The sequence below is a fragment of the Bacillus sp. NPDC094106 genome, assembly GCF_044764345.1.
Classification (GTDB): Bacteria; Bacillota; Bacilli; order Bacillales; family Bacillaceae_G; genus Bacillus_A.
This window is the reverse complement of record NZ_JBIWHY010000020.1, coordinates 23,704-40,480: the sequence shown is the minus strand read 5'-3', so window position 1 is coordinate 40,480 and position 16,777 is coordinate 23,704. Positions and strand designations below refer to the sequence as shown.

Here is a 16,777-nt window from a genome sequence, read left to right as displayed (position 1 = left end):
CTCCTAGTGAATATCTTTTCGCATCATTTGAATACAACTACAACCTATGAGGAGCGCTGTTACTCCTAGGCTTATTAATAGATTCGTTGAAACTTCCGTGTTCGAAAAATAAACTACATGCCCCTCTGAAAATGTCCAAGAAATTGGGCTTGTTAAAGATGGATATCCCCAAATCATTAACTTTGACCACGGAAACATTTGCGAAAAATATCCTAAGAATGTCCCAATAACTCCTGCCGCCAATGCAAACACCTGATTTTTTACACTTAAGGAAATCCAAAGCTGCAAGATAACCATCGGCATACTTCCTATAAGTGTAAAAAAGCTGTATTTCCATAAAAGAATTATTGGAATAGAATCTACAAAGTGTAGCATTTTCCCGATACAAATAACGCCTATATACGCAATTATGTTTGCAAATCCTAAAAACAGAATACTACATATAATTTTCAACATATAAATGGATAGTCTAGGAATAGGCATAGCAAATAATAACTTCCACGTATTCCCTTTATTTTCAAAATCAACAATACGAGAAGTAATCATTGCTATTAAAATAGGTAAAAATAAGCCGTTAATTATACTTAATTGGGAAATTAATGCGTTCCAATTATAAAATGCCTTATTGCTTTGTGACATCACACCAAATAGCCAAAGCAATGCTAGCATTTGTATACAAAATACTACTAAAAGTACTTTCTTTCTTTTCACTTTCAAAAGTTCACCTTTTAGCAAACCTACCATTACAAAACACCGCCTTTTCCCGTTAGATTCAGGAAAATTTCTTCTAGCGTATGCTTTTCTTCCTCAATTCGATATACTGCTATTTTGTTTTGAACGAGTATATGATTTACAAGAGAAATATAATGATCTTCTTGTTTCCTTGTAACGAGGCAACCACCTTCAATTGCAAAATGAATTTTCTGTTCCCCTAAAATTCGCTGTGCCTTATTGACATCATCTACACGGATTTTAAGTGATGCTTGGCTTTGTTTCCGCAATACCTCAATGTTATCTTGAAAAATAAGCTTTCCGCTATTTATGATCCCGACATGTGTAGCAATTTGATCAACTTCATTTAACAAATGACTAGAAATAATTACTGTCATATCACGCTCTACCGGGAGCCGTTTAATAAGCTCACGAATTTCTTGAATCCCAGCTGGATCCAGTCCATTTGTCGGTTCATCTAAAACTAACAACTTTGGATTTCCAAGTAACGCCATTGCAATTCCCAGCCGTTGCTTCATTCCAAGTGAGTATTGCTTTACTAGCTTATCTTTTTGCTTATCCAACCGAACAGTCTGTAGCACTTCATCAATCTGTTTCTTTGGCACTTGCAGCATATTCCGGATTATTTCTAAATTTTCATAACCTGTTAGGTGACCATAGTATGATGGGGATTCTACAAGAGAACCTGTCTCTTTTAAAATCTCCATTCTTTTTGTCTTCAAATCTTGATTAAATATCTTAATATTACCTGCAGTCGGCTTGATTAAACCAAGTAACATTCGAATTGTAGTTGTTTTTCCTGCTCCATTTGGACCTAAAAACCCATAAATTTCACCTTTGCCAACCTTCATTGATAACTCACTAACACTATTTATATTCCCATATGTTTTTGTTAAATTCTCTGTTTCAATAATATACTCTCCCATAGTTGCCACCTCTTTATTTCGATTTAAGCTACTATGTATTGTAAGTATTATCTCTTAATCTCAAATTGAGCTAACCTTAAGTTTAGCTTAATCTTCTAAAGGGAGCTGAATATTAAATTTTGTCCCCTTACCCTCCGTACTGTCTACTGTGATCTCTCCTCCATGAGCAACAATAATATCTTTTGCAATCGCCATTCCTAAACCAGAACCAGTCTCAGACTCTGTATTTGTCCCGCGATAATAACGATCAAAAATATATATTAGCTCCCCTGCAACTATTCCTTTTCCATTATCCTCGATTATGATTACACAATTTTGAGAGATTTGTTTTACAGACACTCGTATTATTGTTCCATGAACATTATGAACCAGTGCATTAATCAATATATTAGCTAACACACGCTGCATCAATTTCTGATCCACTTTTAGAAATAATTCATCATCAGCACATTGAAATTCAATTGTTCGATTTTCATAATGTGGCATATTCATAAACTCAATAATGGTTTCACGAACAAGCTCTACAATATCCACTTTTATTTTCTGAATGGGTAATAAAGCATTTTTCAATTGATACGTTAGTTTCAAATCATCAATCAATTTTTCAATATAAATAGATTTATTTTGAATCACTTCTGCATATTGGCGGATTTCTTCTTCACCTATCTTATAATCCCGATTTCCTATAATTTCACTATACCCCTTAATAGAAGAAAGAGGTGTTTTCAAATCATGCGAAATATTTGTAATCCATTCTGCTCGCATCGTATCTAACTTTTCCCTCTGTCTGTCAACATTTTTTAGTTGGCTTGATAATTGATTCAAGTTTGCATACACTTCTGCATACACTCCTGTTTCTTGCTGCACTTGTCCATATTTCCCCTGCTTTAATTTTTTAATATGTTCTATTATTTTTAAAACTGGCTTAGACATATATTTTGCTACAAAGTAAGCAAATATACATATACAAACAGCCGCTGCTCCCATTAACATCAAAAAGCCATATGGATAAATACTAGATAAATTACTGAAATTAAAATAGAAAAATTTTCGTAATGCTTGATTCGATGGAAAAGCTATAATATAGCTCTCTCCCTCTCCGCCATTTTCTAGTTTACTCACAAATGTTGTATAGTTATTAACATCATATTTATAACGTAGAATCATATCGCTCGGTGTATAGTGAACTGGTGTATGTTTTGGTTTATACAATTGAAATACTTCATTACCATTACAATCTAATACTTGTAACCATGCTCCATGTTCTTTCAAAAAATTTTTCCCTTTATCCGTTATTGTAATTCCCTCAGTTTTCAACATTATTTCTTTTTGAAAATCGAATGCCCATTTCTCCGGGTCATCTACGCCTTCATGGTTATATGTATTAGCAAAATAACTAACGAAAAAAAATTGAACAAGTAAAATAAATATAACTAAGCCGAGTAAGGATGCAATATATAACCTTGTTACTTTCCATTTCATCTTGCATCACCTTTTGTATACAATTTGTAACCTAGTCCCCTTACTGTTATAAGATACTTTGGATTAGATGGGTCTACTTCGATTTTTTCTCGAAGATGCCTCATATGAACCATCATAATATTGTCATTTCCTAAATAAGTCTCTCCCCATACTCCCTCATACAACCTTGCTTTACTAAAAATTTGATTTGGGTGCTTTGCTAAAAATAATAAGATTTGAAATTCTTTTGCTGTTACAGGGAGTGCTAAACCCTCCTTTACTACATTACCTTGCTTTCCATCAATTGTAATATCCCCAAACTGATATATGTCTTGGGGCTGGTGCTCATATTGATTACGTCTAAAAAAAGCTTTCATCTTATAAGCAACTTCTCTTGGACTAAATGGCTTTGTAATATAATCATCCCCACCTATGCTAAATCCAAGCATTTTATCCAATTCTTCGTTCTTAGCTGATAGAAAGAAGATAGGCACAAATGTAAATTGACGTATTTGTTGACACACTTGATAGCCATCTATACCCGGTAACATAATATCTAATACAACTAAATCCGGCTGTACCTGCTGGCATATGCGCACTCCCTCTTCGCCTGTTGTACATGTATAAATATGCATAAAACCTTCCTTCTTTAATACTGTTTCTAACATATTTAAGATTTCTCTCTCATCATCAATAATAAGTACTTTTTTCGTCTGAAATTCCGGCATAACTCCAATCATATATATAACACCTCAATTATCTTCCTATTCAATTCTATGTTTCTTTTATATTTTACTATTTATCTTTTAAATCACTACATAATATTTTCCAATAAAAAGATCACTACACTTTACAAAATGTAGTGATCTTTTACCTCATCTCCAAAAGTTTACTTCTCGCCTGCACAGGAATATTTTGAGCCTCAATCTCTACTACTGACTCAGCATAACGTCCTTTTGCAACAACTTTCAACGGTTCATTTCTTTTCAACATATGATTTACTGTTTTCTTTATAGTTTGTTCTCTTCCTTTTTCATCGTAAGCAACAAATTCATATTCATACCAACCATCTCCAATGTGCTGGCCGATACCATTCACAACCGTATAGTATTCTTTCGCTTTATAAAACGGATTATATTTATCAATTACTGGTCCAAGCTTTGTTGGTAGCAATAATACAACGACAGCTACCACCACTATTACCGTAAAAATTATTCTTTTCTTCAAAATTTCCCACCCCAAGGCAGATTCCTCCTCCACACAATATGTGTAGTTTTCTATAAATTTATTTTAAAGAGAGAGAATTAATTCTGCCATCGGATCACCTTACATTCCCCTTACATTTTTGTAAGAATTTAAATGGCTCTTTATATTTTGTTTTTAACAATTTGTGAACCTAAAAAAACTGTGATAAATATCACATCTCCTATTTTCCAAAAATTCTATAATACAAGTATAAAAGTTTGTTAAACATTTCACATTTAAGAGGGGAAATGAATATGAAAAAACGCTTAATCATGATCGGAAATGGTATGGCTGGTATACGCTGTGTTGAAGAAATTTTAAAACAAGATCCAAATCTTTATGACATTACTATTTTTGGTGATGAACCTCATCCAAACTATAACCGTATTATGCTATCTCACGTCTTACAAGGAAAAACGAATATACAAGATATCATCATGAATGAATTCAGTTGGTATGAAGAAAATAATATTACACTGTATACAAATGAAAAAGTAAAAAATATTGATCGAGAAGAACAAGTCATTGTGACAGAAAAGAATCGTATTGTTATGTACGATAAACTCATTATTGCAACAGGTTCCAGTGCTTTTATTTTACCTGTTGAAGGTTCACAACTTCCAGGTGTAACAGGCTTTCGCACAATTGAAGATACACAATTTATGATGAATACCGCTAAACAATATAAAAAAGCTGTTGTCATAGGCGGGGGATTACTCGGATTAGAAGCTGCAAGAGGGCTTATTGACTTAGGAATGGACGTGCATGTTGTCCATTTAATGCCTTACTTAATGGAGCAACAACTGGATGCTAAGGCTGCTTCATTACTGCGTGAAGACTTAGAAGCACAAGGTATGAAGTTTCTTATGGAAAAGAAAACTGTAAAGATTCTTGGCACTGACCATGTTGAAGGTATCCAATTTGAAGATGGTGATGTTGTAACATGCGATTTAATTGTAATGGCCGTTGGAATACGCCCTAATACACAATTAGCAAAGGATGCTGGTTTACTTGTAAATCGCGGCATCGTTACCAATGACTATATGCAAACAGATGACGAGGCAATCTATGCAGTTGGTGAATGCGCAGAACATAATGGTATTGCCTATGGTCTTGTTGCTCCCTTATATGAACAAGGTACCACATTAGCAAAACATATAACAAATTCACAGACATCTGGATATACAGGTAGCATCGTCGGTACACAACTCAAAGTTGCTGGATGCGATTTATTCTCTGCCGGACAAATCTATGAAGATGATAAGACGAAAGCAATCTCTATATTTAATGAGTGCACACGTTCCTATAAAAAAGTATTAATTCATGACAATAAAGTCGTTGGTGTTGTTTTATATGGTGATACAACTGACGGCACACGCCTTTTTAGCATGTTAAAAAAAGCGGAAGATATCCAAGAATACACCCCTGCCTCTCTTCTCCACAAAGCCGGTGAAGAAAGTGAACTTGACGTTGCAACTATGAGTTTAGATGATACCGTTTGTGGATGTAATGGTGTTACAAAGGGAACCATTGTTCATGCCATCTTAGAACAAGAATTAACAACTTTTGAAGAAGTAAAGGGCTGCACAAAAGCTGCTGGATCGTGTGGTAAATGTCGTCCAGTTGTTGAACAAATTTTATCTCATACACTCGGTGATAGTTTTGATGCATCTGCTCAATCGGTTGGTATGTGTGGATGTACAACTTTATCACGTGATGAAGTTGTCACAGCAATTCATGAGAAAGGGCTAAAATCCCCAAAAGAAGTGCGAAACGTCCTTGGCTTCACACATGAAGATGGCTGTTCAAAATGCCGTCCTGCATTAAATTACTATTTACGTATGGCACGTCCAGAAGAATATGCCGATGATAAATCATCCCGCTTCGTTAATGAAAGAATGAACGGCAATATTCAGCATGATGGTACATTTTCTGTTATTCCTCGTATGTACGGCGGCGTTACTACCGCAGACGATTTAATGAGAATTGCCGAGGTTGCGAAAAAGTATGATGTACCGCTCGTAAAAATAACAGGTGCAAGCCGAATTGGCTTATACGGTGTAAAAAAAGAAGATTTACCGAAAGTATGGGCTGACCTTGATATGAATTCTGGTTATGCCTATTCCAAATCTCTTCGTAATGTAAAATCGTGTGTTGGTTCCCGTTTCTGTCGCTTCGGGACAAAAGATTCATTGGGACTTGGTATGTTACTTGAGCAATCATTAGAAATGGTAGATACACCTCATAAAATGAAAATGGGCGTAACGGGTTGTCCGCGTAACTGTGCAGAAGCATTAACAAAGGACTTCGGCGTCGTTTGTGTTGAAAATGGATTCCAGCTTTATATCGGCGGTAACGGTGGTACAGAAGTTCGTGAAGCTGATTTTGTAATGATTGTCCCTACAGAAGAAGATGTACTTCGTATTGCCACAGCTTATGTACAACATTACCGTGAAACTGGTATTTACGGTGAACGAACAGCTCCTTGGGTAGAACGAATCGGCTTAGATCATATAAAAGAAATACTGCAAGATGAAAATATGGTTACCATGTTAAATGAACGTTTCCAAACAGCACGTAGCACATATGAAGAAGCTTGGGGACAAGCATTAGAAACCAAGTCATTAAAAGCCATGTATGAAGTAGAAACTGTACAGTAAGGAGCGATCTACATGTTACAAACAAAAGAAAAAATAAAAATAATGCGTGCAGAAGACCTTCCTATTCAAATAGGTAAGGAAGTGCGAATCAATGAAAAATCTATCGCTTTATTTCATCTTTCAAATGGCGATATCCGTGCTGTAGAAAATCGATGTCCTCATAAAAACGGGCCTTTAGCCGAAGGAATTGTTTCTGGGGAATTCGTCTTCTGTCCGTTACATGACTGGAAGATTTCATTAATCACAGGCGAAGTTCAAAAACCTGACGATGGTTGTATTCAAACGTATGAAGTAGAAGTTATTGATGGCGATATTTATATATACATGTAGCTTGTGAAAGGAGGCTTCCGCTTCCTTTCAAGTCAAAATAGATGAGGTGGAGAGATGAACGGATACGTATATTTAGTTGGTGCAGGACCTGGTGACGAAGGACTTATTACAAAAAAAGCTATAGATTGCCTAAAAAAAGCAGACGTTGTTTTATACGATCGCTTGCTGAATCAAAATTTACTTCGTTATACGAAGCCAACATGCGATCTCGTCTATTGCGGGAAAATGCCAACAAATCATATTATGCGACAAGAAATGATTAATGCTCATTTAATTCAGTCCGCAAAAGAAGGTAAAACTGTCGTTCGCTTAAAAGGTGGGGATCCGTCCATTTTTGGCCGCGTCGGTGAAGAAGCAGCCGCTTTAGCTGAAGAAAACATTTCATATGAGATTGTCCCAGGTATTACATCTAGTATTGCTGCTAGTGCGTATGCTGGCATCCCTCTTACTCATCGTAATTACAGCAATAGTGTAACTTTGTTAACTGGTCATACAAAAGGAGCAATTAGCGACCAAGTAAATTATAGTGCCCTTTTAAATAGTGACACAATCGCCTTTTACATGGGTGTTAAAAATCTACCGGTAATTTGTGAAAATTTATTACAAACAGGAAGAAAAGAAGATACACCTGTAGCAGTCATTGAGTGGGGGACAACTGGAAAACAACGAGTTGTTACAGGTACGCTCTCCACAATAGTTGATCATGTAAAAAAGGAACAGATTTCTAATCCTTCGATGACAATCGTTGGTGAGGTGGTATCCTTACGAAAACAAATTGCTTGGCAAGAACACAAACCACTACACGGGAAAAAAGTTTTATTTGTCTCTGCAACAAGCAAAACAAGTATAATGTCGCAAAAGTTACAAGCAGCTGGAGCAGACATATATCAAATACCAACTTTCAAAAAGCAAGAACACCAATTAACATCTGAGCAACTCTGCGAAATATTTAAAGCGAACCGTCTTGTTTTCTGTTCACCTGAGAGCATTGGAATCTTGTTACAATCATGTGTGCAACATCAAAAAGATATTCGTTCCTTGCAAGCAACGCTGCAATATATGAATGTTGCTACACAAAAAGAGCTTATGCAATATGGACTTTTAGGTGCACCTGCAACATGTTCCACTGAAACAACCGTTTATCTAGGTCGAAATATCAATCGGATTTCCGTTATCCAAGAAAGAATAGGTGCTGGTTCTTATATAATGACACATCAATATAACATTGATCATCGTTTTGATGAAGTTCATTCACGTACACTGACTGAATTCACATGGGATAGCATTTTCTTTGAGGGACGTGCTGCAATTGATACGTTTATAACAGAAGTAAAACGCCTTGGTTTCACAGATATTATGAAATTACCATTCTCATATATCGATGAACCGACTTTACAATATGCCAATAAGGTCGGATTTCATCACATTGATGATCAACTGCAAGCTATCATCAATGACAAAGAGGTGATCACACAATGAAAGGCATTGTTTATATTGGACATGGTAGCCGTTTACACGAGGGCAATGAACAGTTCACTCACTTTATTCAGTCTGTTATAAACGAGCGAAGTGAAAGTATCCAAAAAATAGGATTTCTTGAACTAACAACACCGACTATTCAAGATGCAATTATAGAAGCAATCACTGAAGGTGCAACTGAGGTTTTAATTGTCCCTGTTTTATTATTTGCAGCAGCTCATTATAAACGTGATGTTCCTTTTGAAATTAAGAACATACAAAAGCTTTATCCACACATTACATTTTCAGTTGCACCACCTTTCAGTACACATCCGCTTATGGTTGAACTGGTAATAAAACGAATACGTGAAGCCATGCCCACAAAAGATAGTGAAATCTTACTTGTCGGTCGTGGTAGCAGTGATTCTCAGCCTATACATGAATTAAGACAAATTGGATTAGCAGTTGCGCAAAGACTGAGCCTGCCAGTTTCGTGTTCCTTTTTAACAAAAGGAACACCTTCATTTACTGATGAACTCAATGAAAAGACAGTATCGACAAATCATGTATATGTCATGCCGTATCTTCTCTTCACTGGGCTATTACTTCAGAAAATTAATCGACATGCAAAAAAATACTCTAACGTTACAACCTGTAACTGCCTTCAATTTGATTCCTACATGAAAACAGCTTTACTAGAACGAATGGAGGAATATGTACATGTATAACATTTATCCGATTATGTGTAATCTACAAGGTAAAAATGTTGTCATTATCGGCGGTGGAAAGATTGCATACCGAAAGGCAGCTGGATTAAAAAATACAGGAGCTTTTGTTACTGTTGTGAGTCCATATATTTGTGAAGAAATGAAGAAGCTTACTTATATTACATGGAAGAAAAAAATATTCGCAGAAGAAGATATTCAAGACGCTCACCTTATCTATGCTGCCACGAATCACCATGATATAAATATGATGGTCAAACAGGCCGCACATGATTTTCAATGGGTTAACATTGTAAGTGATGGAACAGAATCCTCTTTCCATACACCAGCAATCATTCGGAATGATGAATATGTTATAAGTGTATCAACTTCCGGTAAAAACCCATCCTTTGCAAAACGAATCAAACAAAAATTAATAGCAAACCTTCCTCAAATATTAAAGCAAAAAAGATGAACGAATCCTCTCGCTCATCTTTTTAACTTGCTTTAAAGCCGCCGCCAAGTACATCTCGTACATCGTGAATAACAACAAATGCACTTTTATCCACTTCGCTAATGACTTGTTTTAATTTCACAAGCTCTTGCTTATTAATAACGACATATAATACTTCTTTATTTTTCCCAGTATATCCGCCGCGTCCTTCTAATATCGTAACACCGCGCGTCATATGCTTCGTAATCGTCTCACGAATTAAATCTGGTTGATTTGATATAATCGTAACCGCTATTTTCGTATTCATTCCTTCTACGACGAAGTCAATTACTTTCGCCCCAATAAATACCGCCACAAGAGTATACATTGCTTTTTCTTGTCCAATAATAAACACAGATCCAGCAATTACAACAATATCAATAATGAGAACGCCTTTTCCAACACTCCAGCCTAAATATTGATTTGCTAATTGTGCTAAAATTGCTGATCCTCCCGATGTACCTCCCGCTCGGAACATACAACCTAATCCGACACCTACAAACACACCAGCAAACAAAGCAGCTAATAGTGTATCGCCATTCACTTGATGTCCGATATGTTCTGTAGCATATAAAAACAAAGATGTTTCCACAATCCCAAGAATTGTATAAACCATCGTTTTTTTATCAAAGAATCTATAACCAATAGCTAATAGAACAGCATTTAAGGCAAAGTTCACAATCCCTGGTGACCATCCAAATAAATAATACGTAACAACCGTTAGGCCAATTATTCCACCCTCTGATAAACGGTTTGGAATTGCAAAGTAGTTAATACCAATTGCAAACAATAAGGAACCAATTGTAATTAATGCGATCTCTTTCATTCGTTGATTAATCATAGTTTGTACCTCCCCCCATTTGACATTGTATCACTATCTCCTAGAGGTATAGAAGTGGTTTTTATCGTACCCTTTTTCTTATGACAGCTATATTATTATGTTTAAACAAACGTTTGGTTAATTATTCAAGTTTACTCTAACCTCTTTATACTGCTGGCCGCTTCCCTTACTTACATATGGATGGTGAAACAGCCGTAACCGAAACACCAGCTAGCTGTGCAAGATCTTTAATATTAGCCATCTGTTTACCTCTTCCTTTAACGTAATGAATTTCATAAACATGTATAAAACATTCCCATCCTTACATCTTCCTATCGCTTTCTTACAAAATTGTAATCTTCCTGTAAGCTAATTCGATAGTTACTTCTCCCTATATTTCGTACAATTGAGTCAGAAAGTAACAACAACCATTCGAAAAGACGCTGATACACATGATGAACAAGATAAAAACAAACAAATTCATAAATACAATGAGTATGGTTTTATCCGCTCTTATCGATGCAAAATCGGTTGCTACTTCATTAAACAAGTAAGGAGAATTTCAATATGAACACTATTACTTTTAACAAATTAGACTTTATCGGATTAGCTAGCGGCTCACTTCTTCTTACTGCTTTTATTTACGCTGCTACGCTTCTATAATTTTGTGTCCCTTTCCCCTTTATATAAATAGTAATAGAAAAGACGACCGTCTATGCCCGGTCGTCTTTTCCTATTTTTTGTTTTGTTGCAAAATTTCTTTCAATTCTTCAAATGTTGTATTCAATTGATCCGTCATCATTTTCATAGCAGTTTTTCTATCTACTGCTTCTCCTGCTCCTACTTGAATTGGGTTCCCAAAGATCAGTTGCGCCCTTTTCCCTTTCATCAATTCTTTTACACTCGATGGCCCAATATAAGCTGCCGGTACTAAAGGAACATTAGAGCGCATTGCAATCGTAACAGCTCCTGCTTTTAAAGAAGCATCCTCTGTCGATCTCGTTCCACTTGGAAAAATCCCTACTACTTTACCCTCTTTTAATAAACGAGATGGGATTTTCAATGTACTTGGTCCTGGATTTGCACGATCTACTGGAAAGGCATTTACATTCTTAAAAAACCAATTTGTAAATTTCCCTTCAAACAGTTCCTTTTTCGCCATGTAATGAATTTCCGTTGGATACATCCCTGTCGCTAACATTAAAACATCCATAAAACTTGTGTGCGTACAAGCAACAACATATGGTCCTCCTTCAGGTAATTTTTCTTTCCCCTGAACCTCCACTTTTCCAACAGTCTTAAATATATATTTCAACAAAAATGTAATTGGCTTATACATTTGTTTCGTTCCTTTCTAAACATCCGAATTTTAATCCTATCTATACAGCAATTATAACACTAACCTTTAGTAGTTGGTAATAAAATTAAGTATTAATTATTACAAAAGTGTAACTTTACTGTAAGCTAATTCGATAGTTCCTCTTGCCAGGATTTCATATAATTAAGACAGAAACAAGGGCAACAATCATTCGAAAAGGAGCGGATACGCATGATGAACAAAATGAAAACAAACAAATTTGTAAGCATAATGGGCATGGTGCTATCCGCCCTAATCGATGCAAAAGCTGTTTCTACTACTTTAAACCGATAAGGAGAGATTAGAATGAACAACATTACTTTTAACAAATTAGACTTTATTGGACTTGCAAGCGGCGCAGCTCTTCTTACTGCTTTCATTTACGCACTTGCTCAAGGCCTTGTCTAAAAAACTTTGTTTCCCTGAACCCCTTTATATAGAGAAAAGGCTGTTCGTCCTATGGACAAGCAGCTTTTTTAATTCGTTTCATATATAATTTGGCCTGTTTTACTTATATCGTACCCACCGATTGCTCGTAATTCATTTTGAAAATCTTTAGATTGCAAGATGTCTTTTACCCCTTCAATCAGCTGTTCATTTTCTTTGTTCTTTAAAATAACCAAATCATATTGCTCTTTCATAAGCGGAATAAAATCTACATTTACAATTCGCGCTACCTTTTCTGCCCCTACGCCAACATCAGCCTTTCCGCTAGCAATTTGAGAAGCAACACCAAGATGATTTGATTCTTCCCATTCATACCCACTAATATTTGCTTTATCTAACTTTTGAATGCGCACCTGCTCATCTACTAACACTCGGATGCCTGATCCTTTTTCACGATTTACAAATTGAATAGACGGCTTATCTAAGTCAGTCCATGTCTGTATTCCTTTTGGATTTCCTTTTTGCACATAAAACCCAACGTTTCTCGCTAGTAAATTTATTACGATACATGGTTGTCCAACTAAAATGCGCTTTACGTACGGAACATTATATGTACCAGTTTCACCATCAAATAAATGTAAACTAACAACGTTCCCTTCTCCTTGATACATCTTTACTAAACTCGTTAAACTACCTTGATGCGCTCTTAATATATTAGAATTTGGCAGCCGGTTTTCTATATGTTTGGCTAGCATATCTAACGTTAGTTCTTGTCCACTAATGACGCATGTATTTCCGCTACTCTTCTCTTCCATCTTTACAGGAGATACTTGTACTTTTCCTATTTTCATTTGCTTAATATATTGTTCTAAATCCACAGCATCAATGCGCATTTGTCTACCAACCCTATAAGAAGGCAGTTCTCCTTTTTTAATTAAGTCATACACAGTTAGCTTTGATACCTTTAATCGTTTCGCTACTTCTTCCGTTGTGTAGGAATGATAATCCATAGGCGATTCCTCACTTTCTTCCTTCATTGTAACAAAGAAAAGAATATTTCTCCTATTTTTTCAAACAGTGATATATTTCACATTATATTTAATTATAACTATTTATAATTAAATATAATTAGTTATAATTAATATGGGAAAAAGAAAGGGGATTATATGTATGAACAAATTTACATTACGATTTATTGGGGCATTCATACTTTCTTTCTTTCTCATTTTGAGTAGTGCCTGCACAAATGGGGAAAAGAAAGAAAAAACGAACGCGAAAGAAGAAAAGACAGTTGAACTTACTATATCTGCAGCTGCTAGTTTGCAGGATGCTTTTAAAGAAATCGAAAAACAATATAAGAAGAAAGAACCTAATATTAAACTTTCCTTTAACTTTGGTGGTTCTGGCGCACTTCAGCAACAAATCGAACAGGGTGCTCCTGCTGATTTATTCTTTTCCGCAGCAGAAGATAAATTTCAAACACTTGTAAAAAAAGGGATTATCAATGAAAAAGAAGGTAAAAACCTTCTTGGAAATGAGCTTGTTTTAGTTGTTCCAAAAGAAAGTTCTCTTAAAACATTTCAAGAGTTAAAAGAAGATAAAGTGAAAAAATTAGCAATCGGTACACCTGAATCTGTACCGGCAGGAAAATATGCAAAAGCTTCTCTTACACATGAAAATCTTTGGAATGATCTTCAAAACAAAATTGTATTTACAAAAGATGTTCGCCAAGTGTTAACATATGTAGAAACAGGTAATGTAGACGCTGGTATTGTATACAAAACAGACGCTCTCATTTCAGACAAAGTGAAAATTGTCGATGCGGCGCCGGCTAATTCTCATGAACCTATCCACTATCCAGTAGGGGTTATAAAAGAATCTAAACATAAAGAAGAGGCGACTTCATTCTATGAATATTTACAGTCAAAAGATGCACAATCTATCTTTAAAAAATATGGATTTACAATCCTTTCATAACTACTATGGCATTTGATACACTTTGGTCACCTGTTTTTCTTTCTTTACGAGTAGCTGCATTCGCCACCATCATTGTTATGATTTTTGGCACAGTGATTGGACGAGTATTAGCACGCTCCTCATGGCGTTACAAAGTGCTATTAGAAACCATTTTCCTATTACCAATGGTACTCCCGCCAACTGTAATTGGTTTCTTTCTCATTATTATTTTTGGGAATAACAGTCCGATTGGAAAATGGATTGAATCATTGTTTCAGCAATCGATTATGTTTACATCTTGGGCTGCTGTTATTGCTTCAACAATTGTTTCATTCCCACTTATGTATCAATCTGCCAAAACAGGATTTTCGATTGCAAATGAACAAATTGAAGACGGTGCCCGTGACCTTGGAGCAAGTGAGTATCAAGTCTTTTTACACGTCACACTACCACTTGCATTCCCGGCACTACTGAGCGGTATGATCTTAAGTTTTGTACGAGCACTTGGCGAGTTCGGTGCGACGCTGATGTTTGCTGGAAACATTCCTGGAAAAACACAAACGATTCCAACGGCCATTTATATGGCAATTGATGCAAGTAATATGCAGCTTGCATGGACACTTGTTATCATAACAGTTAGTATGTCACTCATTTTCTTATTGTGCATTCAACTTATTAATAAAAGAATTACTTCTTCTTAAAGCAGCTTTCGACAAAAGCTGCTTTTTTATTTCCCGAAAAATAAAATGTTTTGTAGAATAACAAAACATTCACCTTACAAAAATGTAATTTTCTTGTAAGCTAATTCGATAGTTACTATTGGTCGTATTTCATATAATGAAGACATAAAGTAACACTTTTGGGAAATAGATTGTCCCCATCTTCCCATTAGCTAAAAAGAGCTGCATCATTTTAGTTCCCCACCCCCTTAAAAAGATCTCAAATTGAGATCTTTTTTTATTACAATTAATGACGAAATTTTTATATTTATAACAATATACATTCTATTTGAATTTACTTTCTAAAAAGAGCATTTTCCTGTTATTATATGAAAGTGTTTGAAAAAATGAAGAAATGAAAACGCATTTATATCGTAAATTCTTCATCCTGTTTTCGCGATCGGTAATCTTCTACTTTTCAAGTGGAGAATTACCAATCGTTAGAACGAACTTTGGTTATATTAATATAGTAAAATGAGAGGAGTCTTGTAATGGACATTTTATTAGCGCTTCTGCCTGCAATTGCGTGGGGAAACGTCTTATTAGTAAGCGTAAAAATGGGCGGTGGTGCATATAGCCAGACGGTAGGTATGACAATCGGCGCTCTATTCTTCGCATCAATTATGTTTGCATTTACACAGCCAACACTTACTTTAACAGTTTTAATCGTAGGCTTTATTTCAGGTATATTCTGGGCTTTAGGACAAGTTAACCAATTAAAAACTGTTGAAACATTAGGTGTTTCAACCACTGTTACCATTTCAACAGGTATGCAACTTGTAGCTACTTCTATCTTTGGGGTAATTGTATTCCATGAATGGACAACTACAACTACAATTATTCTGGGAACGATTGCAATTCTATTAATTGTTGTTGGTGTTGTCTTCACTTCTTTAGATGATAAAGAAAATGCGCAACCACCTGGTCAATTTAAAAAAGGTATCCTTACACTAATTCTCTCAACATTTGGATATCTAGTATATGTAATCATTATTCGTTGGTATAACATCGATGGTTGGGCTGCTATCCTACCACAAGCTGTTGGTATGTTTGCCGGTGCCGTACTCTTAACTGCAAAACATAAACCTTTCAATAAATATGCAATTCGCAATATCTTATCTGGTTTATTATGGGGTACAGGTAACTTATTCTTATTCCTTTCTCAGCCAAAAGTTGGTGTTGCAACAAGTTTCTCGTTATCCCAAACGGGAATCGTTATCTCAACATTTGGTGCAATTGTCTTCTTAGGTGAGAAGAAAACAAAACGACAAATGGTGTTTATTGCACTTGGTAGTGTCTTAATTATCGGCGGTGCTGTATTACTAGGATTAACAAAAAAATAATGTATTCATAAACACAATACAAACCTAGCATGTAAGTTGGATATATGACTTATATGCTAGGTTTTTTCATTTCACTTCAACCGATGCATATCTCCCTGTTAGAGTGAAACTTTAATAAATAGGAATATTATTGCTCATTCATATGGGATAAAAGTTTTCCTTGTATACAAGTCTTTTCTTTTTACA

General features: G+C 35.5%; 18 protein-coding genes. 10 read left to right on the top strand and 8 right to left on the bottom strand.

Translation table 11 applies throughout. The annotated features are described in order from the left end of the window. Positions 1 to 3: 3 nt before the first annotated feature. The 5 genes from ACIQ7L_RS23325 to ACIQ7L_RS23305 form a co-directional block, all read right to left on the bottom strand. The gene (locus ACIQ7L_RS23325) at positions 4 to 744 is read right to left on the bottom strand and encodes an ABC transporter permease (RefSeq protein WP_400572036.1); all 741 of its coding nucleotides are present in this window, start codon (positions 742 to 744) and stop codon (positions 4 to 6) included. Then, the gene (locus tag ACIQ7L_RS23320; protein WP_400572033.1) at positions 744 to 1,658 is read right to left on the bottom strand and encodes an ABC transporter ATP-binding protein; all 915 of its coding nucleotides are present in this window, start codon (positions 1,656 to 1,658) and stop codon (positions 744 to 746) included. The genes ACIQ7L_RS23325 and ACIQ7L_RS23320 overlap by 1 nt, the downstream gene beginning before the upstream one ends. An 87-nt stretch (positions 1,659 to 1,745) precedes the next feature. Next, positions 1,746 to 3,140: a sensor histidine kinase gene (locus ACIQ7L_RS23315; RefSeq protein ID WP_400572032.1), complete on the bottom strand. Its 1,395-nt coding sequence runs from the start codon at positions 3,138 to 3,140 to the stop codon at positions 1,746 to 1,748. Further along, on the bottom strand, positions 3,137 to 3,859 hold the full coding sequence (locus ACIQ7L_RS23310) for a response regulator transcription factor (RefSeq protein ID WP_400572030.1): 723 nt from the start codon (positions 3,857 to 3,859) through the stop codon (positions 3,137 to 3,139). Before ACIQ7L_RS23310 ends, ACIQ7L_RS23315 begins: the two co-directional genes overlap by 4 nt. A 130-nt stretch (positions 3,860 to 3,989) precedes the next feature. Continuing rightward, positions 3,990 to 4,346, bottom strand: coding sequence for a YxeA family protein (locus ACIQ7L_RS23305; protein ID WP_400572092.1), 357 nt, complete (start codon positions 4,344 to 4,346; stop codon positions 3,990 to 3,992). Positions 4,347 to 4,618: 272 nt separating this feature from the next. On the opposite strand from ACIQ7L_RS23305, the gene nirB reads away from it, so the two are divergent. From nirB to ACIQ7L_RS23280, 5 genes are read left to right on the top strand one after another with little or no spacing between them, the layout of a single operon-like run. Continuing rightward, positions 4,619 to 7,024 (top strand): nitrite reductase large subunit NirB, encoded by a 2,406-nt coding sequence (gene nirB / locus ACIQ7L_RS23300; protein WP_400572028.1) that lies wholly within the window; start codon positions 4,619 to 4,621, stop codon positions 7,022 to 7,024. A 12-nt stretch (positions 7,025 to 7,036) separates the two neighbouring features. Continuing rightward, a complete protein-coding gene (gene nirD, locus ACIQ7L_RS23295) occupies positions 7,037 to 7,354 on the top strand; it encodes a nitrite reductase small subunit NirD (RefSeq protein WP_400572026.1) in 318 nt (105 codons plus the stop codon). Positions 7,355 to 7,408: 54 nt separating this feature from the next. Then, positions 7,409 to 8,833 carry a uroporphyrin-III C-methyltransferase gene (locus ACIQ7L_RS23290; RefSeq protein WP_400572024.1) on the top strand — a complete coding sequence of 475 codons (1,425 nt, stop codon included), beginning with the start codon at positions 7,409 to 7,411 and terminating at the stop codon, positions 8,831 to 8,833. Then, positions 8,830 to 9,540, top strand: coding sequence for a sirohydrochlorin chelatase (locus tag ACIQ7L_RS23285; RefSeq protein WP_400572022.1), 711 nt, complete (start codon positions 8,830 to 8,832; stop codon positions 9,538 to 9,540). Before ACIQ7L_RS23290 ends, ACIQ7L_RS23285 begins: the two co-directional genes overlap by 4 nt. Further along, positions 9,533 to 9,991 carry a precorrin-2 dehydrogenase gene (locus tag ACIQ7L_RS23280; RefSeq protein ID WP_400572020.1) on the top strand — a complete coding sequence of 153 codons (459 nt, stop codon included), beginning with the start codon at positions 9,533 to 9,535 and terminating at the stop codon, positions 9,989 to 9,991. Before ACIQ7L_RS23285 ends, ACIQ7L_RS23280 begins: the two co-directional genes overlap by 8 nt. A 22-nt stretch (positions 9,992 to 10,013) precedes the next feature. On the opposite strand, the gene ACIQ7L_RS23275 is transcribed toward ACIQ7L_RS23280, so the two are convergent. After that, the gene (locus ACIQ7L_RS23275) at positions 10,014 to 10,850 is read right to left on the bottom strand and encodes a YitT family protein (protein ID WP_400572019.1); all 837 of its coding nucleotides are present in this window, start codon (positions 10,848 to 10,850) and stop codon (positions 10,014 to 10,016) included. 546 nt (positions 10,851 to 11,396) lie between these two features. Between ACIQ7L_RS23275 and ACIQ7L_RS23270 the strand changes: the two genes are divergently transcribed. Beyond that, positions 11,397 to 11,492, top strand: a complete 96-nt coding sequence (locus tag ACIQ7L_RS23270) for a DUF3948 family protein (RefSeq protein WP_335359293.1) — start codon at positions 11,397 to 11,399, stop codon at positions 11,490 to 11,492. A gap of 70 nt (positions 11,493 to 11,562) precedes the next feature. Here the strand turns inward: ACIQ7L_RS23270 and ACIQ7L_RS23265 are convergent, their stop codons facing one another. Then, on the bottom strand, positions 11,563 to 12,168 hold the full coding sequence (locus ACIQ7L_RS23265) for a lysophospholipid acyltransferase family protein (protein ID WP_097894884.1): 606 nt from the start codon (positions 12,166 to 12,168) through the stop codon (positions 11,563 to 11,565). 324 nt (positions 12,169 to 12,492) lie between these two features. Here ACIQ7L_RS23265 and ACIQ7L_RS23260 point away from each other — a divergent pair, with 324 nt between their 5' ends. Then, the gene (locus tag ACIQ7L_RS23260; RefSeq protein WP_400572016.1) at positions 12,493 to 12,594 is read left to right on the top strand and encodes a DUF3948 family protein; all 102 of its coding nucleotides are present in this window, start codon (positions 12,493 to 12,495) and stop codon (positions 12,592 to 12,594) included. 68 nt (positions 12,595 to 12,662) lie between these two features. Here ACIQ7L_RS23260 and ACIQ7L_RS23255 read toward each other — a convergent pair whose 3' ends face one another. Further along, positions 12,663 to 13,610, bottom strand: a complete 948-nt coding sequence (locus ACIQ7L_RS23255; protein WP_400572014.1) for a substrate-binding domain-containing protein — start codon at positions 13,608 to 13,610, stop codon at positions 12,663 to 12,665. Between the two features lie 133 nt (positions 13,611 to 13,743). Between ACIQ7L_RS23255 and modA the strand changes: the two genes are divergently transcribed. From modA to ACIQ7L_RS23240, 3 genes are all read left to right on the top strand, one after another. Further along, entirely contained in the window at positions 13,744 to 14,550 is an 807-nt protein-coding gene (gene modA, locus ACIQ7L_RS23250) for a molybdate ABC transporter substrate-binding protein (RefSeq protein ID WP_097894888.1), read from the top strand. A gap of 5 nt (positions 14,551 to 14,555) precedes the next feature. Further along, complete coding sequence (gene modB / locus ACIQ7L_RS23245) at positions 14,556 to 15,230, top strand: molybdate ABC transporter permease subunit (protein ID WP_400572012.1); 675 nt, start codon at positions 14,556 to 14,558, stop codon at positions 15,228 to 15,230. Positions 15,231 to 15,739: 509 nt separating this feature from the next. After that, the gene (locus ACIQ7L_RS23240) at positions 15,740 to 16,591 is read left to right on the top strand and encodes a GRP family sugar transporter (protein ID WP_097894890.1); all 852 of its coding nucleotides are present in this window, start codon (positions 15,740 to 15,742) and stop codon (positions 16,589 to 16,591) included. Positions 16,592 to 16,777 lie beyond the last annotated feature (186 nt).